This window comes from Micromonospora sp. NPDC049204, from assembly GCF_040647935.1.
GTDB lineage: Bacteria > Actinomycetota > Actinomycetes > Mycobacteriales > Micromonosporaceae > Micromonospora.
The window spans coordinates 31405-53878 of the sequence record NZ_JBEZDC010000002.1 but is presented as its reverse complement, the minus strand read 5'-3'; the positions used below and the strand labels follow the sequence as shown (position 1 = coordinate 53878).

22 protein-coding genes are annotated in these 22474 nt (G+C 72.1%); 10 read left to right on the top strand and 12 right to left on the bottom strand.

Annotated features, from left to right (window positions below; translation table 11 throughout):
- Positions 1-77 precede the first annotated feature (77 nt).
- The 5 genes from AB0A90_RS03210 to AB0A90_RS03190 form a co-directional block, all read right to left on the bottom strand.
- Positions 78-1082: a glycosyltransferase family 4 protein gene (locus tag AB0A90_RS03210; RefSeq protein WP_357240843.1), complete on the bottom strand. Its 1005-nt coding sequence runs from the start codon at positions 1080-1082 to the stop codon at positions 78-80.
- Complete coding sequence (locus AB0A90_RS03205; protein WP_357240840.1) at positions 1079-1252, bottom strand: hypothetical protein; 174 nt, start codon at positions 1250-1252, stop codon at positions 1079-1081. Before AB0A90_RS03205 ends, AB0A90_RS03210 begins: the two co-directional genes overlap by 4 nt.
- 304 nt (positions 1253-1556) lie before the next feature.
- Complete coding sequence (locus tag AB0A90_RS03200) at positions 1557-2588, bottom strand: zinc-binding dehydrogenase (RefSeq protein ID WP_357240837.1); 1032 nt, start codon at positions 2586-2588, stop codon at positions 1557-1559.
- Positions 2589-2677: 89 nt separating this feature from the next.
- Positions 2678-3220, bottom strand: a complete 543-nt coding sequence (locus AB0A90_RS03195) for a TetR family transcriptional regulator (protein WP_357240834.1) — start codon at positions 3218-3220, stop codon at positions 2678-2680.
- A gap of 53 nt (positions 3221-3273) precedes the next feature.
- Entirely contained in the window at positions 3274-4155 is an 882-nt protein-coding gene (locus AB0A90_RS03190) for a helix-turn-helix transcriptional regulator (RefSeq protein ID WP_357240831.1), read from the bottom strand.
- Between the two features lie 132 nt (positions 4156-4287).
- Here AB0A90_RS03190 and AB0A90_RS03185 point away from each other — a divergent pair, with 132 nt between their 5' ends.
- Positions 4288-5154 (top strand): oxidoreductase, encoded by an 867-nt coding sequence (locus AB0A90_RS03185; protein WP_357240828.1) that lies wholly within the window; start codon positions 4288-4290, stop codon positions 5152-5154.
- Positions 5155-5188: 34 nt separating this feature from the next.
- Here the strand turns inward: AB0A90_RS03185 and AB0A90_RS03180 are convergent, their stop codons facing one another.
- Entirely contained in the window at positions 5189-6094 is a 906-nt protein-coding gene (locus AB0A90_RS03180; RefSeq protein WP_357240825.1) for a LysR substrate-binding domain-containing protein, read from the bottom strand.
- Between the two features lie 19 nt (positions 6095-6113).
- Between AB0A90_RS03180 and AB0A90_RS03175 the strand changes: the two genes are divergently transcribed.
- Both AB0A90_RS03175 and AB0A90_RS03170 read left to right on the top strand, forming a co-directional pair.
- The gene (locus AB0A90_RS03175; RefSeq protein WP_357240822.1) at positions 6114-7004 is read left to right on the top strand and encodes an NAD(P)-dependent oxidoreductase; all 891 of its coding nucleotides are present in this window, start codon (positions 6114-6116) and stop codon (positions 7002-7004) included.
- Entirely contained in the window at positions 7001-7408 is a 408-nt protein-coding gene (locus AB0A90_RS03170) for a RidA family protein (RefSeq protein ID WP_357240819.1), read from the top strand. The genes AB0A90_RS03175 and AB0A90_RS03170 overlap by 4 nt, the downstream gene beginning before the upstream one ends.
- A gap of 43 nt (positions 7409-7451) precedes the next feature.
- Here AB0A90_RS03170 and AB0A90_RS03165 read toward each other — a convergent pair whose 3' ends face one another.
- Positions 7452-8996, bottom strand: a complete 1545-nt coding sequence (locus tag AB0A90_RS03165) for an MFS transporter (protein WP_357240814.1) — start codon at positions 8994-8996, stop codon at positions 7452-7454.
- 104 nt (positions 8997-9100) lie between these two features.
- On the opposite strand from AB0A90_RS03165, the gene AB0A90_RS03160 reads away from it, so the two are divergent.
- Entirely contained in the window at positions 9101-9580 is a 480-nt protein-coding gene (locus AB0A90_RS03160; protein ID WP_357240811.1) for a helix-turn-helix domain-containing protein, read from the top strand.
- 208 nt (positions 9581-9788) lie between these two features.
- Here the strand turns inward: AB0A90_RS03160 and AB0A90_RS03155 are convergent, their stop codons facing one another.
- The 5 genes from AB0A90_RS03155 to AB0A90_RS03135 are packed head-to-tail and all read right to left on the bottom strand — an operon-like array spanning position 9789 to position 17213.
- Positions 9789-12047 (bottom strand): glycoside hydrolase family 27 protein, encoded by a 2259-nt coding sequence (locus tag AB0A90_RS03155; protein ID WP_357240808.1) that lies wholly within the window; start codon positions 12045-12047, stop codon positions 9789-9791.
- 46 nt (positions 12048-12093) lie between these two features.
- Complete coding sequence (locus AB0A90_RS03150) at positions 12094-14181, bottom strand: alpha-galactosidase (RefSeq protein WP_357240805.1); 2088 nt, start codon at positions 14179-14181, stop codon at positions 12094-12096.
- On the bottom strand, positions 14178-14999 hold the full coding sequence (locus AB0A90_RS03145) for a carbohydrate ABC transporter permease (protein WP_357240802.1): 822 nt from the start codon (positions 14997-14999) through the stop codon (positions 14178-14180). Before AB0A90_RS03145 ends, AB0A90_RS03150 begins: the two co-directional genes overlap by 4 nt.
- Positions 14999-15916 (bottom strand): sugar ABC transporter permease, encoded by a 918-nt coding sequence (locus AB0A90_RS03140; RefSeq protein ID WP_357240798.1) that lies wholly within the window; start codon positions 15914-15916, stop codon positions 14999-15001. Before AB0A90_RS03140 ends, AB0A90_RS03145 begins: the two co-directional genes overlap by 1 nt.
- 1 nt (position 15917) lies before the next feature.
- Positions 15918-17213, bottom strand: a complete 1296-nt coding sequence (locus AB0A90_RS03135) for an extracellular solute-binding protein (RefSeq protein WP_357240795.1) — start codon at positions 17211-17213, stop codon at positions 15918-15920.
- A gap of 177 nt (positions 17214-17390) precedes the next feature.
- Between AB0A90_RS03135 and AB0A90_RS03130 the strand changes: the two genes are divergently transcribed.
- The 6 genes from AB0A90_RS03130 to AB0A90_RS03105 are packed head-to-tail and all read left to right on the top strand — an operon-like array spanning position 17391 to position 22409.
- Positions 17391-18119, top strand: coding sequence for an SDR family oxidoreductase (locus tag AB0A90_RS03130; RefSeq protein ID WP_357240792.1), 729 nt, complete (start codon positions 17391-17393; stop codon positions 18117-18119).
- A 35-nt stretch (positions 18120-18154) separates the two neighbouring features.
- Positions 18155-18865, top strand: coding sequence for an FCD domain-containing protein (locus AB0A90_RS03125; RefSeq protein WP_357240789.1), 711 nt, complete (start codon positions 18155-18157; stop codon positions 18863-18865).
- Positions 18862-20007, top strand: a complete 1146-nt coding sequence (gene dgoD, locus AB0A90_RS03120) for a galactonate dehydratase (RefSeq protein WP_357240786.1) — start codon at positions 18862-18864, stop codon at positions 20005-20007. The genes AB0A90_RS03125 and dgoD overlap by 4 nt, the downstream gene beginning before the upstream one ends.
- Entirely contained in the window at positions 20001-20840 is an 840-nt protein-coding gene (locus AB0A90_RS03115) for a hypothetical protein (RefSeq protein WP_357240783.1), read from the top strand. Before dgoD ends, AB0A90_RS03115 begins: the two co-directional genes overlap by 7 nt.
- 10 nt (positions 20841-20850) lie before the next feature.
- Entirely contained in the window at positions 20851-21471 is a 621-nt protein-coding gene (locus tag AB0A90_RS03110) for a bifunctional 4-hydroxy-2-oxoglutarate aldolase/2-dehydro-3-deoxy-phosphogluconate aldolase (protein ID WP_357240780.1), read from the top strand.
- Entirely contained in the window at positions 21468-22409 is a 942-nt protein-coding gene (locus AB0A90_RS03105) for a sugar kinase (protein WP_357240777.1), read from the top strand. Before AB0A90_RS03110 ends, AB0A90_RS03105 begins: the two co-directional genes overlap by 4 nt.
- The last annotated feature ends 65 nt before the right edge of the window (positions 22410-22474 follow it).

The following is a 22474-nucleotide window of genomic DNA, read 5'->3' as shown; positions in this document are numbered from 1 at the left end:
CGGGCGGGGCCTCACGCGGGAACGGCGTACGCAGGTCAGCGTGTGTGACCGGCGGAACGGAGAGGTGTGTGGTCCAGTCAGGTACGAACGAGCTGGTCGTAGACGACGAGATAGTCGTCGACCATCCGCTGCGCGCTGAAGCGCCGCAGAGCCTGCGCCCGACACTCGACCCGATCGAGGTCGGCGGCCCGGGTGATCGCCTCGACGGCCTGGTCGACGGTGTGGACGAGGAGTCCGGTCACCCCATCGTCGACGACCTCGGACATGGACCCCCGCTGGTACGCGACGACAGGCGTGCCACAGACCATCGACTCCACCACCGACAGTCCGAATGGCTCGTCGAAGGCGATCGGGTGCAGCAGTGCGGTGCTGTCTCCCAGCACCTCGGCTCGCCGTTGCGGACCCACCGACCCGAGGAACACGACCTGGTCACCGTCGATGTGCGGGGCCACCTGTTCGGCGAAGTACCGCTCGTCCTGCACGATGCCGCAGATGGTCAGGGGTCGGCCGGCGCGGCGGGCGATCTCGATCGCGGTGTGGGTGCCCTTGTCCGGGTGGATCCGGCCGAAGGCGGCCAGCCCGGGGCCGGCCTTGTCGGTGAACGGCAGGCCGGCGACGTCGACGCCGTGGTACACCGTGGCGACGTAGTCGAGCTCCGGCGCCCGGTCGGCGTCGGAGATCGACACGTACGACGAGCGGGCTCGGCCGTAGGCGGGCAGGATTCCCGCGCCGGAGAAGCCGTGCACCGTGGTCAGCAGCGGAGCGTGGCAGTGCTCCGCGAACGCCAACGGAAGCCAGTCGAGGTGACTGTGCACCAGATCGAACTCGGCCGAGCGGGCCAGCGCGTGCGAGACGTGCATCGCCTCCCACACCCGGCCGTCCAGGTCCGGGTCGTCCGCGTACCCCCGGGGGCAGACTCCGTCGAGTTGGGCGGAGGTGACGGAGTCCAGTGTCGCGAAGAGGGTCACGTCGACGCCGCGGCTGACCAGCCCCTCCGCGAGCAGGCCGGTCACCTGCTCCCATGGGCCGTAGTGCTGTGGAGGCGTACGCCAGGCGACCGGTCCGAGCAGCGCAACCCTCAAGGGGAGGACGCGTCGGCGAGATCAGCTGGGTTGAGGTGCAGGGTGGCGAGCAGCCCGGAGTGCTTCGCCGGGTCGACCAGCTCCGGCAGCTCGCGCTCGACCCAGTCGGCCCGGGCCTGCTGACCCCGGTCGCGAAGTGCGGTGACGATCCGATCCCTGGCGATCCTCATCTGGTGCTCCCCTGTTAGGCGTTCGGAACGATCATTCGCACGGAGGACGATGGTCCGGACACCGCCGTCCCGGCGGTGCTGACCAGCGAACCGGACAGCCGGGACGGGGTCGGCGATCAACAACACGACCAGCCGTCGCGGCGATGGGGATGACGATCGGTTACGCCCTGTCTGGGCTGGTGGCGGACGGCGTCCGGCGGCCACCGGGATCCCGGGCGACATGTTCACCGTACGCCCTCGCGGTGCGCGACCGCACCTTCACCGACCGGCGGGCCGCCGGGACGCGCCACCGGCGCACCGGTGATCAGGGCTCCAACACCACCTTGCCCGCCCGGCTGCGCGCCTCGGCGAACACCAGCGCGGTGGAGACCTCGCTGAGCGGGTAACGGGCGGCGATCTGCGGCACGATCACCCCTTGTCGCAGGAGGTCGAGCACGGTGCCCAGGTCGGTGCGCAGGCGACGCCGGAACGCGGCCCGGCGGGTGAGGTTTCCGGCCCAGAAGTTGTAGAAGCCGGCCCGGTGGCCGTTGGGCAGCGTGTTCCAGGTGTAGAGGCGGGACAGCAGCTTCACGAAGACCCATGCGACCGACTGGCCGGAGTCCACGGCGCCGGCGTTGCCGTAGACGACGAGCGTGCCGCCGGGGGCGAGCAGGCCGTACGAGGTGCGCACTCCCGGGCCGCCCACCGGGTCGAAGACGGCGTCGACACCGTTCGGCGACAGCTCACGGACGCGGGCGGCCAGGTCCGGGTCACGGTAGTCGAGCGGTTCGACGCCGAGTTCGCGCAGAGCGGCGTGATGACGTGCGGCGGCGGTGCCGATGACCCGCAGGCCGAGGTGGCGTCCGAGTTGGACGAGCACTGTTCCGACGCCACCGTTCGCGCCGTGCACGAGGATGGTCTGCCCGGCCCGCAGGCCGGCACTTCGCAGCATCTGCCAGGCCGTCACACCGTTGACGACGACGGTCTCGGCGGCGGCGGGGTCCAGCTCGGCGGGTACGGGGGTCAGGGCGTCGATGTCGACAAGCGCGTGGGTGGCCCAGCCGCCGGTCTTGGTGACCGCCGCGACCCGGGTGCCGACAAGCGAGTCGTCCGCGCCGGGACCGACCGCCCGGACCGTGCCGACGAGGTCGTAGCCGGGCACGAACGGGAACTTCGGCTGGCCGGGGTAGCGGTCGTGGCGCATCTGCTGCTCGGCGAACGAGATGCCGGTGGCCTCGACCTGAACGAGCGCCTGGCCCCGGGCGGGGACGGGCATGGCACGTCGGTGCAGTTGGAGTCCGTCGGGCTCCACCACGCCGGGCAGCACCACTTCGGTGATCATCGCATTGCTGGTCATCGGATCCTCCTCGTTTGTAAGTGGGCACTCACACACTTGTCGGGGTGAAAAAGTGGGCCACTGTCGCGGCCCAGGGGTCGGTGGTCGGGTCAGGGGTGCCGGATGCCGGCGGTCAGGGCACGGGCCCACGGCTCCGGAACCTGCTCCAGGCCGACGGTGACGATCAGGTGGCAGAGCTGGCCGTACGCGAAGAACCGCTGCACCTGCGCGTCGTCGGCGCCGGCCCGGTCCTGCACGAGGGTCGCGATCCGCCGGTAGCCGGCCCGTACCGCGTCGGCGATCTCGGGGATGTCCGTGACGGCCTGCGCCTGCACCTGGAAGAGGAGCAGATCGCGGTCGGCGATCAGCTCCGCGTAGGCACCACCCATCGCGTCGAGGACCTCCTCCGGGCTGCCGCCGGCGGCACGCTCGCCCCCGGCCTCGATCGCCACGGCGATCCGCTCGAAACACGTCTCGGCGGCCGCCACGAACAACCCGAGCTTGCCGGCGAAGAGCCGGAAGACGTACGCCTCAGAGATGCCGGCGGCGGCGGCCACGGCGGTGACCGGGGTGGCGTGGAAGCCGGTGCGGGCGAACGCCGAGACCGCGCCGTTCAGCACGGTGACCCGACGGGCTTCGGCAGTGGATCGCATGTTTGTAAGTGTGCACTCACAAACAACGACTGTCAAACCCGCCGGGCACGGGCTCACTCCAGGGGGTAGAGCCGGGCCGGGTCACCGGGTCGGAGGCTGTCCGGGATGTCGTCGCGGGTACTGGCGGCGATCGAGCCGAGCAGCCCCAGGGAACGCGCGGACTCCGTACCCGGCTCGGCGTGGTAGATCACCAACAACTGCCCGTCGGCGCCCGCGACCGCGAGCTTGTCGCAGTACAGGTCGAGGTCACCCACCTCCGGATGATGCAGCCGGCTGACCACGCCCTCCCGCCGACGCACCTCGTGCCGCGCCCACAACTGGCGGAAGCAGTCGCTCTTGAGCGACAACTCCCCCACCAGCGCCGTCAACCGGGGATCGTCGGTGGCTCCGCCCGAGTCGGCACGCATCTGCCCCACCACGCTCTGCATCGCCTGCCGCCAGTCGCGGAACAGCTCCCGTTCGGCCGGGTCGAGGAACACCGCGCGGAGTCGGTTCGCGCCCGGGGCGAGATTCGGCGACAGCGCCCTCGCCATCGGGTTCGAGGCCAGGATGTCGAGGTAGCGGTTCTGCACGAAGGCCGGCATGTCGAGCTGCCGCAGCAGGTGCAGGATGCTGGCCGGCACCCGCTCGACGGCAGGTCGGACCGCCCGTCGCGACCGCGTGCGGCTCAGCCCGATCAGGTACGCGGTCGCCTCCGGATCCAACCGCAGCACCCCGGCGAGGGCATCGAGGACCTGCACCGAGGGATGCCGCTCGCGACCCTGCTCCAGCCGCAGGTAGTAGTCGGCGCTGATGCCGGCCAGCATCGCCACCTCCTCACGCCGCAGCCCCGGCACCCGGCGCAGGCCCACGCCCGGACCGAGCCCGACGTCCTCGGGCCGGGTCTGCTCCCGACGGGCACGCAGAAAGTCGCCGAGTGGGTTCGTCGCGTCCATGCCACCGACGGTAGATCGCCCGAGCGCCCGGTGACTGGCTGTGTCACTACCAGGAACAGCTCGCCCTGCCGGCCGGCCGGCTGTCGGCGCACAGTCGACGCATACCCACTCCGATTACGGATAGAGGACGACATGAGCGAGAACCTTCCCGGCGGGTCCCTGACCCTGGCTGACGGCCTCACCCTCAGCCGGATGGGCTACGGGGCGATGCAGTTGGCCGGCCCCGGTGTCTTCGGCCCGCCCCGCGACCGCGAGCAGGCACTCGCCGTGCTCCGCGAGGCCGTCGACAGCGGTGTCCGGCACATCGACACCAGCGACTTCTACGGCCCGGTGGTGGTGAACGAGCTGATCCGCGAGGCGCTGCACCCGTACCCCGATGATCTGCACCTGGTCACCAAGGTCGGCGCGCGACGCGGCGCCGACCGCTCCTGGATCCCGGCCCTGGAGCCGGACGAGCTGAAGGCCCAGGTCCGGGACAACCTCCAGCACCTCGGCCTGGAGGTGCTCGACGTGGTCAACCTGCGGGTCGGTGTGGCGGAGGGCACCGGCGACGATCCCCTCTCCGAGCAGTTCGGCGCCCTCGCCGACCTGCGGCAGGAGGGGCTGATCCGGCATCTCGGGCTCAGCAACGTGACGCTCACCCAGCTCACCGAGGCCCAGGCCATCGCCCCGGTGGTCACCGTCCAGAACCTCTACAACGTCGCGAACCGGCAGGACGACGCCCTGGTGGACAGGTGCGCGGCGGAGAACATCGCGTTCGCCGCGTTCTTCCCGCTCGGCGGGTTCACGCCGCTGCAGTCGGACACGCTCAACGACGTGGCCACCCGGGTGGGGTCGTCGCCGCAGCAGGTCACCCTCGCCTGGCTCCTCCAGCGCTCCCCCACCACCGTGCTGATCCCGGGCACCTCGACGCTGGCACACCTGCGGGAGAACCTCGCGGCGGCAGATCTGAAGCTGCCGGCCGACGCGATCGAGGAACTCGACGCCATCGCCGGGTGACGCCCGGATGCGGACCGCCGCACGGCGGTCCGCGTCACCCGTCCGCTTCGCTCAGGCCCGCCGCCCGGTCCAGGTGGGTGAGGAACCGCCGTACCGCCGGTGGTCGGCTCCGCCCGGCGACGGTCGCGGCGAAGATCCGCCGGACGGAGGCGTCGTCGGGGTGCAGGCGGAGCAGGGTCAGGTCGGATGGAGCGGCACGTACGGCCAGGGCCGGCACCAGCGCGACGCCCAGACCGGCCGCGACACAGCCCAGCTTGCCGGTCCACTCGGCCGCGACGATGTCGATCCGCGGGCGAAAGCCCGCCGGTAGGGTCGCTCGCAGCAGAGTCTCCTCGGCGGTCGCCGAGCCGGCGATGAACGACTCGTCGGCCAGGTCACGCAGGCGGATGGTCCGCCGGTCCGCGAGCCGATGCGTCCGGGGTACGGCCACCAGAAGCGTCTCGTCGACGAGGTGGTGCAGGTCGAACTGGTCGGCGTCGAGCGGCTGGTCCGCGGCGGCGCTCACCACGGCGACGTCGGCGTCGCCGTGGACCAGGCGCTCCAGCAGCCCCGGCGTGAGCCCTTCGACAAGCGACAGGGCAACCTCGGGATGCGCGGACTTGAAGCTGGCCAGAGCACGTGGCACAAGCGCGGCGACCGCCGTGGGGAACGCGCCGACCCGCAGCCGGCCGGCGGACAGGTCGCGCAGCGCCGCCAGGTCCCGCCGGGCGGTGTCCAGCCGGTCGAGCACCGCCTCGGCGTGCCCGAGCAGGCAACGGCCCTGCTCGGTCAGGGCGACGCCGCGCGGCAGCCGGTCCAGCAACGGCGACCCGGTCTCGGCTTCCAGCGCGGCGATCTGTCGGGACACCGCCGACTGGGTGTAGCGCAGGCTGCGGGCCGCAGCCGTGAGGGAGCCGTGCTCGGCGACGGCACGGAAGACCTGGAGCGCGTTCAGCTGCATCGTGACATGCTCCCGCAGCATGGCAGTGATGCGGAACAGTCGCTGGTGGCATGGCTTCCCGCACCCTAGCGTTGGCGAGATGAACGAGATCGCCCTCTTGGGTACGGGCACGATGGGCACCGCGATCGGCCGTCGGCTGCTGGCCACCGAGCATCGGCTCACCGTCTGGAATCGCACGTCCGCCCGCACCGCGCCGCTCGTCGACGCCGGGGCGCGAGCCGCCGGCAGCCCGGCCGAGGCGGTCCGCGACGCCGACGTGGTGATCACCATGCTCACCGATGCGGTCGCCGTCCGGCACACGCTTGTCGACTCCGGTGCGGCACTGGCGCTGCGGCCGGGCACCCCCGTGATCGAGATGTCCACCATCGGTCCCCGGGCCGTGGCCGAACTGGCCACGCTGCTGCCGGCGGGCGTACCGCTTGTCGACGCTCCGGTCGCCGGCAGCGCCGGAGCTGCCGAGACAGGCCGACTCGTGGTGTTGGTCGGCGGGGAGGAGGCGGTCGTCGAGCGGGTCGCCCCGCTGCTGGGGACGTTGGGCACCGTCCGTCGCTGCGGCGGCTCCGGCCGGGGCGCCGCGTTGAAGCTGGTGCTCAACACCGCGCTGGTCACCGCGGTCACCGCGGTCGCGGACGCGCTCACCGTCGCGGACGCCGTCGGCGTCGACAGACGTACCGCGATCGACGCACTTGGCACCGGGCCGCTCGGCGGCGCGGTCGCCCGGGCGACCGCCACGGACGCCGCGTTCGCCGCCGCCCTGGCCGCGAAGGACGCCCGGCTCGCCCTCGACGTGCTCGGCGACGCGCCGGCACCCCTGCTGCGCGCCGCCGCGTCGGCGTTGGCGGCCGCGCGCCATCCGCAGGACGACATCGCCCGTCTCACCGACCCCGCCGCAGCCGAGGAGAAGTCGTGAACGTGACCCTGGACAACCCCGCGACCGTCGCCGCGCCGTTCGGCGACCGGTTCGCGCACGTCGCCCGCCTCGACCTGCCCGGGGGCGCACTGCTGATGCTCTCCGGCCAGGTCGGGGTGGACGACACCGGCGCGGTCGTCGCACCCGGCGACGTGCGGACGCAGTCCGAACGGATCTTCGAGTTGATCGGCGCGCTACTCGCGGCGCACGGCGCCACCTTCTCCGACGTGCTGCACGTCCGGACGTTCCTGACCGACCTCGGCGACCTGGCCGGCTATGCGGACGTCCGCAACCGCTTCTTCGGGCAGACCAGGCCCGCCAGCACCACCGTCGAGGTGAGCCGGCTCTTTCTCGACGGCGCGGTGCTGGAGGTCGAGGTCACCGCGGCCGTGACCACTGGTTGACCGCCATCGGCTGATCGTCGTGGTGATCGGCGCAGCGCTGGCTTCAGTGCTGGTGCGGCCGGTTGCGGACGAGGGCGAGGGTGAGCACGGCGGTGACGAGGAAGACGATGCCGTTGATTCGTAGCCCGGCCTGGACGCCGGAGGTCATGGCTTCGGCGATCGCCGCCCGGACCGGGTCGGGCAGCGGCTGGTCGCCGGTGACACCGGTGGCCACCGCCGCCTGCACGGCGCCACGGGTGGGTTCACCGACCTGGTGCGCGGCCAACCGGCCGGGCAGGTCGGCCAGCATCGTGGTGGTCAGGAGCGTGCCCAGCAGGGACGTGCCGAGCACGGAGCCGACCTGTCGGGCGGCGTTCACCGCGCCAGAGGCCATCCCGGCCTGCGCGGGCGCGACGCTGGCCAGCGCGGCGGCGGTCGCCGGGGCCACCACCAGGCCGCCCGCGGCACCGAACAAGGCGAACAGCGGCCACCGGTGACCGAAGGACGCGGTGGGACCCTGGGCCGCCAGACCGAAGCTCGCCGCCGCACCGAAGACCAGGCCGAGGGTGAGTGGCGCCTTGAAGCCGGTACGACGGATCGCCCGCCCGGCGCCGAAGGCGACGACCACGTAGGCGCCGAAGAGCACGAGCATCCGCCAGCCGGTGTCCAGCGGGCTGAGGGCCTGGACACGTTCGTGGAAGAGGACCAGCAGGATCGCCACGCCGGTGAAGCCGAACAGCGACACCGCGGCGACGACCATGACGGCGCTGAACGACGCGGACCGGAACAGCCGCAGGTCGAGCATCGGCGCATCGGAACGCAGCTCGACCAGGACGAACACGACGAGTGCGGCAGCCGCGGCGATCCAGGCCACCGTCACCACCGGGCTGGTGTAGCCGTCCTTGCCGCCCTGGATCAGGGCGTAGACGGCCGCGGCGATGGCGACGGTGCCGAGCAGCAGGCCGGGTACGTCGAGTCGGCCCGCGCTCGGCCGGGACTCGGCCACTCCGATGGCGGCGACGAGGGTGACCACGCCCAGCACGATCGTCGACAGGTAGACGCTGTGCCACGCGTGGTGCTTCAGCAGCGTGCCGGCGATGAGTGGGCCGATCGCGAGCCCGATGCCGGAGGCCGCCGACCACGCGGTGATGACCTCGGTACGTCGGTGCGGGTCGGTGAACGTCGCGCCGAGGATCGCCAGGCTGTTCGGCAGGATCAGGGCTCCGCCGAGGCCGGCGACCAACTGCCCGACGATCACCCAGGCCACGGTCGGGGCACCGGCCACGACGGCGGCGCCAACGATCATCGCGAGGACCCCGGCACCGAACATGCGCTTGCGTCCGTAGCGGTTGCCGAGGGTGGCGGCGGACAGCACCACGCTCGCCACCATCAGCGTGTAGGCGCTCGGAACCCAGATCAGGGTGGTCGGGTCGACCCGCAGATCCTGCTGGATCGTGGTCAGCGCGGAGACCGTCGCGGTGATCTGGAGGAACGTGATCATCGCGCCCAGGCACATGGCGACCAGGGTCACCGGGCGGGAACCGCGAACGGACCTGGCGGTGGCCGGGCCGGGTGCGGCTGCGGTCGGGGCCGTGGTGTTGGTGGTCACTGGTGTCCTCGATGCTGGTCGGTCTGACTTATGTCCGCATAAGCCAGCGACGGCCAAGTGAACCACCTGGCTAGCTTTTACGCAAGTCAGGTACGCTGGACGGCATGGAGGACCTCCGAGAAGATCGCGACTCCTGGTCGAGCGAGAACTGCTCGGTAGCCCGGGCGATGGACATCGTCGGCAGCAGGTCGACGGTCCTGATCATGCGCGAGGCGCTACTCGGCACGCGCCGCTTCGACGACTTCGTCCGCCGGGTCGGCGTCGGCGAACCCGCCATGGCCGCCCGGCTCAAGGAAATGGTCGCCGCCGATCTGCTCGAACGCATCCCCTATCGGGAGCCGGGTCAGCGCACCCGCCACGAGTACCAGCTCACCCGCAAGGGCCACGAACTGCTGCCAGTGATCACCGCTCTGCGCAACTGGGGCGACACCTGGGCCGCCGACGACGCCGGCCCGTCCATCGTCGCCACCCACCACGACTGCGGCCAACCGGTCCGCGCGGTGCTCCGCTGCGCGGCCGGCCACGAGGTGGAGGACGGCGACATCGACATCGCCCCCGGCCCAGGCCTCATCCGCCACAACTAACCCCCCACCCGCCGCCCGCCGCCCGCCCCGCCCCGCCGAGCCTGCCCCGCCCCGCCCCGCCCCACCTCTCCCCGTCGATCATGGAGTTGTGGTGGGGGACAAACGCCATTAAACCCCTTGAACCAGGCACCACAACTCCATGATCGACGCTGGCTCGGCGACAGCAACCGCACGATTGGCGTGACCTGACCAGGCCGCAGCACCGTGATCAGAGGACGATCTGGTGCACCCGGTCGTCCACGCCGCGTACCGCCAGCCAGGCGCTGCCGTTGGCGCCGGCGGCGGCCCCCGGTGCGCCCCGGAAGGCGTCGGTGGCGAACTCACCACGTTGGAACCAGCCGCCCCAGGCACCATCGCTCAGGTTGCGCTGCCAGAGGCGGTTGTCGGCGGCCAACGAGAACAGGTAGACCCGGCCAGCCGTGGCGAGCAACGTGGGGCTGCCGCTGGTGGTGCCGCCCAGGCTGGTCCAGGCCGACCAGGTGGTGCCGGTCCGGCTGGTCCACCACACCTCGTCGGTGCGGCTGCGGACCGCCACGTGCAGCACGCCCGCGTCGTCGACGACCGCGCTCGGCCGACCGTAGAACGGCCGGTTCTCCGGCGCGCCGACGCCGACCCAGCCGGTGCTCGGCGTACGCGACCAGATCTTGCCGTCGGCTCCGCGCGCCACGAGGGTCCACTGGGTCGGGCTGGTCCAGGCCACCGTGGGCGCGTCGGTGAGCGTGCCACCGAGGCTGCGCCACGGTCCCCACGTCCCGGCGGTGAAAGTGCGCTGCCAGGCCGCGTTGTCGGTGCCCCGGACGAAGACGTCGAGCCGCCCGCCAGTGGAGGCGTACGCGGCCGGTTGGCCGAGGATCCGTCCGCCGACCGGGCCGCCGAGTGACGTCCAGTGCGTGCCCCACGTCGTACCGGTGCGGGTGTTGACCGCCAGTGCGCCGGAAGCGTCGCGGACGAAGGCGGTGGCGTGGGTGTCATCCACTCGGACCAGCGCGGGGCTGGCGCTGGCGGTCCCGCCGAGGTTGGCACCGGCGACCTGGTCGGTGCCGGTCAGACCGAGCATGGCCACCCCGTGCGCCGGCACCTCGACGGTGTACGAGCCGGTGAACGGCTGCACGCCCGGGGTGTTCGGCTGGGCGTCCACGTCGGCACGGGTCCACAGGTCACGGACGCGCACCGACCCGCCGAGCGCGACGTCGGCGAATTTCACGGTGATCTGCTGCGCGGTGTCGTGCCGGTTCAGCAGGGCGACGGCCCGCTTGCCGGAGCCGGTGAGCACCTTGCTCCAGACCTGCGCGTCGGTGCCGGTGTCGGCTACCTTGACGCCCTGCCGGACCAGCGGGTCCTGGTCGACCGCGACGATCTCCGGGTTGGTCAGCGCCGAGATCATCTCCTTCGGCAGGCCACGCGGGTCGGAGCCGATCACCAGCGGCGCGGCCATGATGGCCCACATGCCGAGCTGCGTCTTGGACTCCTCCAGGCCCAGCTCGTACCCGCCGTCGGGCAGCGGGCGCATCGGCAGCAGGTAGTCCGGGTCGTTGTAGTGCCCCGGTCCGGTGGCCGCCGGGTGGTACGCGTTGACGTCCATGTTGCGCAGCACCCACGGGTACGCCCACTGGGGGCTCGGGTCGGTGAGCCCCACGTCGGTGTACGTCCGCCAGGAGTCGGCGATGGTGGGCGCGTACGTGTAGCTCCAGGTGGAGAGCTGTTCCGGGGTGTACGGGCCGCCACCCCAGTCGGAGCTGACCGGGTTGCAGATGTTGAGCAGCATCGGCCGCGGCGACTGGCGTACCGCCTCGGCCAGCTCACGGAAGGTGGCCTCCGGGTCGAGGCCGGCGGCCCGGCCGCAGAGCCAGTCGGCCTTGAGCGCGTCGAAGCCCCAGCCCGCGAACTGGGCGATGTCGGCCTGGTAGTGGCCGTTGCTGCCCAGCCCACACTGCCCGGGCAGGTACGGCCCGGCGTCGGTGTAGATGCCGGCCTTCATGCCCAAGCTGTGGATGTACGCGGCAAGCGCGGCCATCCCGCCCGGGAAGCGGGCCGGGTCGGCGACGAGTTGGCCGGCCTCGTTACGCGGGGTGGGCGCGGCCCAGTTGCCGTCGATCCAGACGTAGGTGTAGCCGGCGTCGCGCAGGCCACTGCGGACCATGTGGTCGGTGACCGACCTGACTTCGGCCTCGGTGGGATCGCCACCGAGGCCGAAGTAGGTGTTCCAGCCCTGGTAGGGCGTCGGGGCGAGCCCACTGTCGAAGAAGGTGGGCGCGCCCTGGTCCTCGGCCCCGGCGCTGGCCGGTGGGTGGCCGGGACGACCGGGACCGTGACCAGCCTGCGGAGGGCCGGCCTGCGAGGGGCCAGCCTGTGGAAGGCCAGCCTGTGGGGGACTGGCCTGTGGGGGGCCGGCCATGGCCGGTGTGGGGCTGGCCAGGCCCAGGCCGAGTACGGCCAGGGCGGCGGTCAGCTGTCGGTTCAGGCGCATGGAGGTACTCCTGTCCCTCGGGGGTGGGGGTGGTGGTGCTCCGGCCTCAGTCGCGGGTCAGCACGATGAGGTCGGCGTCGTGGGTCGCGCTCCACTGCACGGGCAGGCCGACGGCGGTCAGGTGACTGCCGGAGTAGTGCCGGTCGCCGTGCGAGTAACGGGCCTTCGGGTCGAGGCCGCGCAGGGGCAACCGGACCGGGCGGGACGGGAGCAGGCCGGTCCCGTCGAGGCGGCCGGTGTGCCAGGCCAGGACGACGATTCGGCGCTGGTCCGGGGAGGTGTACTGCACCGCGCAGCGGGCCTGGTCGGGGCCGCCGATCAGGTGCACCTCGCCGTACGTGACGACGTCCCGGATCTCCTTGTAGCGGGCGATCCAGCCGGCTGCCTCGGCCCGCTCGGCGGGGGTCCAGGCCCGGATGTCCGCGCCGACGCCGAGCACGCCGGCCATCGCGAGGACGAACCGGAAGGCAAGCGTTCGCGGTCGCGGATCGAACAGACCGGGCGCGTCGGTGACCCAGGAGCTGAGCAGGTGCGGGGCGTTGGCGTGCAGGAAGCCGTACTGGATGGCCAACCGGTCCATCGGGCCGGTGTTGTCGCTGGGCCAGAAGACGTCGGCGCGGGCGGCCATCGCCAGGTCGGTGCGCCCGCCGCCACCGGCACACGCCTCGATCAGCACGCCGGGGTGGTCCCGGCGCAGTCGCTCGTAGATCCGGTGCAGGTTGGCGACGTGCGCGCCGTCCAGGTCGAGCGGGCCGACCTCGCCGGGCCGGCCCGGTTCGGTACGTGGGCGGTTGAAGTCCCACTTCAGGTAGTCGATGTCGTACCGGCGCAGCAGACCGTCCACCGTGGAGTGGACGAACTCGGCGACCTCCGGCCGACCCAGGTCGAGCAGGTACTGGTTGCGCACCGGGGTGAGCGGCCGACCGTCGACGGAGTAGACCCACTCGGGGTGCTCGGCGTAGAGGGTCGACTTCGGGTTGACGCACTCCGGCTCGACCCAGAGCCCGAAGTTCAGCCCGAGCGCCCGGACGTCGGCGATGAACGTGTCGAACCCGGCCGGGAACTTCGCCGGGTCGGGCGTCCAGTCACCCAGCCCGGCGGTGTCGTCGTTCCGACCGACGAACCAGCCGTCGTCCACCACGAACGTCTCCACGCCCAACTCGGCGGCGATCCGGGCGAGCGCCAACTGGCTCTGCGCCTCGACGGCGAAGTAGGTGGCCTCCCAGGAGTTGTAGAGCACCGGGCGCGGGGTGAGCCGGTCGGCGGCCAGCAACCGCTGGTGGGTGTGCCAGACGCGGGCCAGCCCGTCCAGGCCGTCCGGGCTGTACGCGCCGGTGACCACCGGCAGGGTCAGCACCTCGCCGGGGTCCAGGTCCAGCGGGCCGTCGACCAGCTGACGGCCGATTCGTACCCGGGTCAGGCCGCCGGTGTCCCGCTCGGCGCTGATCTCCCACGAACCGGTCCAGGCCAACCCCATCCCCCACGCCGGACCGGCCGGGTCGGCGGTGTCCCGCACGGCCAGCCAGGGCACGTGCAGATGCCCGGGTACGCCCTGGGAGCTGCCGATGCTGAACGCTCCGTGGCCCAGCTCGACGTGGGAGAGCTGGAACTCCTGCGCCCACTGCCCCCACTGGTGGCTGAGCAGTGCGCCGTGCGGCGTGGGTACGCAGAACCCGCCCGATCCGGCCCGGACCACCCGCAGCGCGTCGGTGCCGTCGTTGGTCAGCTCGACCCAGCGCTGCACCACGTCGGTGCCGGCGGGCACCCGGTAGTGCACGGTGGCGCGCAGCCCGGTGACCGGGTCGGCGAACTCGACGGCCAGCTCCCGCTGGTCGTCGTCGATCCGCGCCTCGGTGTGCACGAAGCCCACCCGGCGCTGCCCGTCCACGGTCTCGATCACCAGGTCGGCCCCGGTGAACGGGCGGTCGGCGTCGGTGGCGTACTCGATGGGGGCCGCGTCCCCGGCGGTGAGGAACGGCACCGGGCCGTCGTAGGCGACCGGCGACGGCCCGTCGGAGACGCCGTGCGGCCCCCAGGCGACAAGTTCCAGCCAGCGGCCGTGCGCGGGCACGGTGACGGTGTACTCGGTGTGCGTGCCGCGCAGCGTCCAGCGCCACCCGGTAGCGGCGGTCACTTGACCGCTCCGAGCGCCAGGCCGGAGACGAAGTGCCGTTGGAAGCGCAGGAACACCGCGACGGTGGGGACGGCCGCGATGACCGTGCCGGCGGCAATGACGTTCCAGGACGAGACGAACTGCCCCTGGAGGGCCAGCAGCGCCGGGGTGACCGGCATGTGGTCATCGGTACGCAGCACGGTGATCGCCCAGAGCAGGTCGTTGAAGATCCAGGTGAAGGACAACGCGCCGAGGGCGGCCAACGCGGGGCGGGTCAGCGGCAGCATCACCTTCGTGAAGATCTGCGCCGTGCCGGCGCCGTCGATGGTGGCCGCCTCCTGGATCTCGCCCGGCAGGTCCCGCATGAAGCCGTGCAGGACGAAGGTGTAGAAGCCGAGCCCGAAGCCGACCTGCACCGCGATCAGTGCCCAGAGCGTGTCGTACAGGCCGGTCAGCTCGCTGAACTTGGCCACCGGGATGAGCAGGATCTGCGGTGGCAGCAGGTTGCCGGCGAGCATCAGCAGCAGGATCGTGCGCCGGCCCGGGATCCGGAACCGGCTCAGCGCGAACGCGGCCATCGCCGCGAGGGCGAGACTCAACGCCACCGACGGGACGGTGACCAGCATGCTGTTGATCAACGCGCGTAACTCACCGCCGTCGGTCCAGGCCTGCCGGTAGGTGTCAAGCGTGAACGAGCGGGGCAGGCTGCCCACGCCGTGCGCGGCGATGTCGTCGAACGACCGGGTGGACATCACCACGACCCAGATCACCGGCCCGAGCCACAGCAGCGAGAGCAGGATCATGCCGGTGTGGAAGGCCCCGGTACGGAGCTTGTTCATCAGGCTTCCTCCCGGAACGCGCGGACCAGGTAGCCGAGGATGACGGCCAGCGCGAGCACGAAGATCACGACGGCGATGGCCGAGGCGTAGCCCAGCCGCAGGCTCTGGAACGCGGTCGAGTACATGTAGGTGCTGAGCAGCTCCGACGAGTGGTACGGGCCGCCCTTGGTCAGCGACCAGACGATGTCGAACGAGCGCAGCGAGTCGATCACGATGACCGACAGCACCACGGCGTTGACCCCCTTGAGCTGGGGAATCGTGACGTGTCGCAGCCGCTGCCAGGAGTTGGCACCGTCCATCCGGGCCGCCTCGTGCAGCGCCGGGTCGATGGCCTTCAGGCCGGCCAGGAACAGCACCATGACGTACCCGATCTGCCGCCACAGCGCGGGCAGGATCACCGCGTACAGGGCGGTCTGCGGGTCGGCGAGCCAGGGCCGGATCAGGCTCTCCAGCCCGACGGCCCGCAGGATCGTGTCGGCGATGCCGTCGGGCTGGTAGAACACCCGCCAGACCAGCGCGGTCACCACCAGCGAGAACACGACCGGGGTGAACAGCGCGGCCCGGTAGAAGCCGACGCCGCGTCGCTCCTTCTGCAACACCAGCGCCATGCCGAAGCCGCCGAGCACGGAGAGGCCGCCGAAGAGCACCAGCCAGATCACCGTGTTGATCAGCGCGCCGCGGAAGGTGGCGTCACCGGCCAGCTCGACGTAGTTGTCGGTGCCGACGAAGGCCGGCGACGACATTCCGTCCCAGCGGGTGAGCGAGAACCAGAAGCCCTGGAGCGCCGGCCAGAACACCCAGATGCTCTCGACCGCGAACGGCACCAGGACGAACGCCACCAGCAGCGGCGACAGTCGCGCCGATCGTCGCCGCCGCCGGGTGGGGGTGACCGAGGTCGTGGAGATCGTTGCTGTCACGTCAGCCCTTGAAGACCTTCTCGGCGCCGGCCTGCCACTCCCGCAGGATCGCGTCGATCTGGTCCGGCTTGTCGATGAACTTGGTGAGCGCGGTGTCCGCGGTCGGCTGGAGTGCGTCGCTGGAGTCGCGGTTGAAGAACTGGGTCAGTTCCTTGGCCTCGTCGAGCATCGCCTTGCCCTTGACCACGAGCGGCGAGTCGGACGCCTTGGCCTTCGGGTTGGCCGGCAGGACGATCCCGGAGCTGGCCTTGACGTACGCCTCCTGGGCCTCGACCCCGGAGAGGTAGCTGAGCAGCGCCCTGGTGCCGGTCGGGTTGGCGGTCTTCGCGCTGGCGAAGAAGCCGTCCGTGGGGGCCTCCTCGGCCAGTGGCACCGCCGGGTCGATGATCGGGAACCGGAAGAAGTCCAGGTCACCGAGGGCGTCCTTGGGTGCGGCGTCGGCGAAGAACGTGCCGATCAGGAACATGCCGGTCTTGCCCGCCAGCAGCGCGGTGGTCGCCTCCTGGAACGGGTACGCCTTGCCCTTGGGGTCGAAGTAGGGCAGCGCCTCGCGCCAACGGGTGAAGACCGCCTTGACCTTCGGGTCGTCGAAGCGCTGCTTGCCGGCGAGCAGTTCACGGTGGAACGGCGCACCGTTGATCCGGATGTTGAGGTAGTCGAACCAGGCCGAGGCCACCCACGGGGTGTCGCCGAGACCGATGCCGATCGGCGGGACGCCCTTGCTCTTCAAGGTCTCGCACAGCGCCAGGAACTCGGTCCAGGTCTTCGGCTCCTGCACGCCCCACTTGGCGAAGTTGGACTTGCGGTAGAAGAAGCCCCACCAGTAGTTGTTCATCGGCACGAAGACCTGCTTGCCGCTGGCGTCGGTGGAGAGGGTGCGCAGCGACTGGGGGTAGTCGCCAAGCGACTTCCACACGTCGGAGACGTCCAGCAGCAGGTTCTTGCTGGCGTAGTCGTTGGCGACCGAGCCCGCGTACCAGGTGTAGAGGTCCGGCGGGTTCGCCGAGGTCAGGTACGTCGGCAGTTGGGTCCGGAAGGTCTCCGAGGCAATCGTGTTGAGGCTGGCCGTGCCCTTGCCCTGCGCGTTGAACGTCTCGATCAGCTTCTCCATCGCGGCCTTGGCCTGCGGCGAGGAGAGGTTGGACTGGATGGTGACCGCGCCCGAGCCGTTGCTCGTCGTCGGTCCGCTGGCGGAGCTGGCGCACGCGCTGAGGAACGAGCTGGCGCCGAGGGCACCCAGGCCAGCGAGCCCGAGATGGCCAAGGAATCGCCGGCGACCGGGGTCGAAGTCGCTCACGGAGGTATCCCTTCCTCTACGACACGCAGCGTCACCGCGCAGTGTGTCGTCCATGTGAATGCTGTGTCGAGAAGGTTGCATCGGACGTCGCCGGCTGTCAAGATATCTTCGTAATTAATGATTAGATGAGATCAGGGCGAGGGGCAGGTAGATCAGCTTATGCGCCGACTTGAAGGCATGAACGCGCTGGTCACCGGCGCTATGGGCGGGATCGGCGCCGCCACGGCCCGGCGGCTCGCCGCCGAGGGTGCGGCGGTCGCGCTGCTCGACGTGCACGACCCGACCCCGCTGGCCGACGAACTGACCGCTCGCGGCGGACGAGCACTGTCCGTAGTGGCCGATGTCAGCGACGAGCACGACTGGGCGGCTGCGGTGACGGCCGTACACGCCGGCCTCGGCCCGATCGACATCCTGGTCAGCACCGCGTACGCCGTGCGGGTCGCCCCGGCCCACGAGACCAGTCGGCAGTCCTGGGACCAGCAGCTCGGCGTCAGCCTCACCGGCGCGTTCCTCGGTGTGCGCGCCTGCCTGGACGACCTGCGGACCCGCTCCGGCGCGGTGGTGCTCATCTCCTCGGTGCACGCGCTCGTCGGGCTGCCCGGCCGCCCCGCGTACGCCGCGGCCAAGGGTGGCCTGGTCGCGCTCGGCCGCCAACTCGCCGTGGAGTACGGCCCACAGGTGCGGGTCAACACCGTGCTGCCCGGCCCGATCCTCACCGCGGCCTGGGCCGACGTGTCCGAAGAGGACCGCGAGCGCAGCGTCGCCGAGACGGTGGCGAAACGCTTCGGCACCCCGGACGAGGTGGCCGCGACCGTCGCCTTCCTCGCCTCACCGGACGCCGCCTACGTCACCGGCGCGAGCCTCGTGGTGGACGGTGGCTGGACAGCGGTGAAAGCCTCGGCCTGAGAGATCGATACCGACCAGCGAAAAGGCCAGGAGCATTGGCACAGTACGCACGCCGCGGCGTCCACGGGCAGACCGTCGAAGCGATCGCCCGTCGCATCCTCACCGGTGAGATCCCCGCCGGCGCGACCCTGAACATCGTCGCCCTTCAGGAGGAGTTCGACGTCAGCCTCACGGCCCTGCGCGAGGCGCTGAAGGTCCTCTCGGCCAAGGGCATCGTCGACGCCCGGCAGAAACGCGGCACCTTCGTCCGGCCCCGCGCCGACTGGAACCTGCTCGACGGCGACGTGATCCGCTGGCAGTTCGCCGAGGGCCCCGACGAGCGTCTGCTCGAAAAGCTGCACGAGGTACGCGCGATCATCGAGCCGGCCGCCGCGCGGCTGGCCGCCACCCGGGCGACCGAGGACGACCTGGCCGCCCTCGACCGAGCGCTGGCCGAGATGGCCGAGGCCAACGGTGATCCCGCCGCCGCCGTCGCCGCCGACCTCGCCTTCCACCGCGCGCTGCTCACCGCCACGCACAACGAGCTGCTGGAACGGATGGAGGTGGTGATGGAGACCGGGCTCGCCGAACGCGACCGCCTGGTGCACGGCGGCGCCGCGCACGACGACCCCGTGCCCAGCCACCGTGCCGTCGTCGACGCGCTACGCGAGCGCGACGAGACGGCGGCCGAGACCGCCATGCGTGAGTTGCTGGACAAGGCCGTCCGCGACGTCGAGAAGGCACGGGGACGAAGGGGCAGTCAGTGAAGATCGAGCGCATCGAGACCTTCCTGGTCGCGCCACGGTGGTTGTTCTGCCGGGTGGAGACCGACGACGGGCTGGTCGGGTGGGGTGAACCGGTGGTGGAGGGGCGCGCCGAAGTGGTGCGCAGTGCCGTCGAGGTGCTCGCCGAATACCTGATCGGCGCCGACCCGCTGCGGATCGAGCAGCACTGGCAGGTGCTCACCAAGGGCGGCTTCTACCGGGGCGGCCCGATCCTCTCCAGCGCGGTCGCCGGCCTCGACCAGGCGCTCTGGGACATCGCCGGGCAGGCGTACGGCGCGCCGGTGCACGCGCTCCTCGGCGGCCCGGTGCGGGAGAAGGTGCGGATCTACTCCTGGATCGGCGGGGACGAGCCCGACGAGGTGGCCGACGCCGCCGCCGCGCAGGTCGCCGCCGGTCTCACCGGCGTCAAGATGAACGCGTGCGGGCGGCTCTCCCCCATCCCCACCTCCGCCGAGGTGGACGAGGTCGTCGGCCGCGTCGCCGCCGCCCGCGAGGTGCTCGGCGGAGACCGGGACATCGCGCTGGACTTCCACGGCCGGGCCGGGCTGGCCGCCGTACGCCGGATCCTGCCCGAGCTGGCTCCCCTGCGCCCGTTCTTCGTGGAGGAGCCGGTCCTGCCCGACCAGGCCCACCACCTGCGCGACATCGTCGCCAGCACACCGATCCCGGTGGCCACCGGCGAACGCCTCTACGGCCGCTCCGAGTTCCTCGGCCCGTTGCAGGCCGGAGTCGCCGTGGTCCAGCCCGACCTGTCGCACGCCGGCGGGATCTCCGAGGTCCGCCGGATCGCCGCGCTGGCCGAGACGTACGGCGCGCTGCTCGCCCCGCACTGTCCGCTCGGCCCGATCTCGCTGGCGGCCAGCCTCCAGGTGGCCTTCGCGACGCCGAACTTCCTGATCCAGGAGCAGAGCATCGGGATCCACTACAACGTCGGCTCCGAGTTGTTGGACTACCTGGTCGACCCGGAACCGTTCCGGTTCGTGGACGGGCACATCGCCCGCCTCGACCGGCCCGGCCTGGGCATCACCGTGGACGAGGCGGCGGTCCGCAAGGCCGCGCAGACACCGCACACCTGGCGCAACCCGGTCTGGCAGCACGCCGACGGGTCGTTCGCGGAATGGTGACCGGCGCGACTCCGGTGCCGCTGCGCGTGGCGTACGACGTGGCGCACGGCGGCCGGTGGACCAGCCTGCACGGTGGCGGCCGGGAGTGGCTCTGGCGCGGCCCCGGCCCCGGCCGAGACGAGGTACGCGCCGACGACGCGTTCGTTGACGCCGGCGGGCTGGAGGAGTGCCTGCCCACCGTGCGCGGCGAGCCCGACCACGGCGAGGTCTGGTCGCGGCCCTGGCGCCGGGCCGGCCCCGACACGCTGGTGATCCAGCGGCGGACGTTCACCCTGAGCCGCCGGATCACCGACGAAGGCGGCGTGGTGGTGGCCGACTACCGGCTGGCCGCCGACCCCGGTCACCGGTTCGTCTGGGCCGCGCACGCCCTGCTCGACCTGTCCCCCGCGGCCCGCCTCGACGCGCCCGCCGGCACACCGACCCGGCTGTACCCGGAGGCCGCCGCGCTCCTGCCGCCGGGCACCTGGCCCGCCGACTCACCGTGGCTCACCGGGGAGTGGCCGTCCCCCGCCGGGCTGACGCTCGACACCCTCGGCCCGGACGACGGGACCGCGCTCGGCGCGGTACTGCTCGACTGCCCACGGGTCCAGGTGATCGACGGCGACGACCGGCTGACGCTGGAACTGGAGTGCGCGGGCCAGCCCCGCAGCACCGCCCTCTGGCGCAACCTGGGCGGCTGGCCGACCGACGGCCCCTACCGCAGCGTCGGTGTCGAACCGATGCTCGGCGCGGCCTTCGACCTGGCCGAAGCCGGCCCCGCCGACGCCGTGGTCGTTCCGCCCGCCGGTGAGGTCACCTGGCGACTCACCATCTCCGCCCACCGCATCCACTGAGGACACCGCGATGAACCTGCTCGACGAGCTGCGTACCCACCGGCTGCTGGCCATCGTGCGCGGCCCGGACCCGGCTGCCGCGCTGGCCGCCGTACTCACCCTGGCCGAGAGCGGCGTCGCCCTGGTCGAGGTCTCCCTGACAAGTGCCGACGCGCTGGGCATCATCCGTCGCGCCCGGACCGCCCTCGGGGCGGACTACGCCCTGGGCGCGGGCACCGTGCTCAGCGCCGAGGACGCCCGCGCCGCGGCCGACGCGGGCGCCGGTTTCCTGGTCACCCCGGCGCTCGCGCCGAGCCTCGCCGAGGGCGGCCGGCTCGGGCTGCCGGTGCTCGCCGGAGCGCTCACCCCCACCGAGGTGGTGCAGGCCGGCAGTGCCGGGGCCACCGCCGTCAAGCTCTTCCCGGCCTCCCTCGGCGGACCCGACTACCTCGGCGCGCTGCGGGATCCGTTCCCCGGCACCGCGTTCGTACCGGTCGGCGGGGTCGACGCGGACGGCGCGCGACGGTACCTCGACCGGGGCGCGGTGGCGGTGGGTGTCGGCTCCCCGTTGCTGGGTGACGCCGTCCGGGGCGGCGACCTGTCGGCGCTGCGCGAGCGCGCGGACACCTTCCGCACGGCGGTCCAGCGGTGACCGACCTGCTCACGCTCGGCGAGACGATGGCGGCCTTCCGCAGCAGCGGCCCGCTGCGGCTGGGCGGCACCGCCGGGATCTCCGTCGCCGGGGCCGAGTCGACGGTGGCCATCGGGCTGGCCCGGCTCGGCCACCGGGCCGCCTGGGTCGGGGTCACCGGCGCCGACGAGCCCGGCGAGCTGGTCCGCCGTACGCTGCGCGCCGAAGGTGTCGACCTGACCTGGTCCCGGATCGACCCGACCGCGCCCACCGGGCTGATCCTCGTCGAGAACCGGGTCGCCGACATCAACCGGGTCACCTACCACCGCGCGGGTTCCGCGGGCTCCCGGCTGCGCCCGGCCGACGTGACACGTGCCTTCGACGCGCCGGGGTCGCCGCCCCGGCTGCTGCACGTCACCGGCATCACCTGCGCGCTGGGCGTCGAGCCGTACCAGGCGGTGGTGGCGGCCGTGCGGCGCGCCCGTGCCGCCGGCACCACCGTCTGCCTGGACGTCAACCACCGGCAACGGCTCTGGTCGGTCGCCGACGCCGCCGACGCGCTGCGCCCGCTGCTGCCCTCGATCGATCTGGTGGTCGCCTCCGACGACGAGTTGGCCGTGCTGACCGACGCGTCCGACCCGGTCGCGGCGCTGCTGTCGGCCGGCGTGACCGAGGTCGTGGTCAAGCACGGCGCCGACGGGGCGACCAGCCACCGCGCCACCGGCCGGGTACACCGTCCAGCCCGGACGGTGCCGGTGGTGGACACCGTCGGCGCGGGCGACGCGTTCGTGGCCGGGCTGCTCTCCGGGTGGCTCGACGGTGCCGACGCGTCGACCCGGCTGGACCGGGCGGTCACCACCGGCGCGTTCGCGGTCGCCACCCGGGGTGACTGGGAGGGCCTGCCCGACCGAGCCGAGCTGACGCTGCTCGACCACGGGCCGGGCGGTACGGTCCGCTGACGCTGCTCGACCAATGCCCCGGCGGTACGGTCCGCTGACGGGTGCGGCGGCCGGCGCAGGCTGGT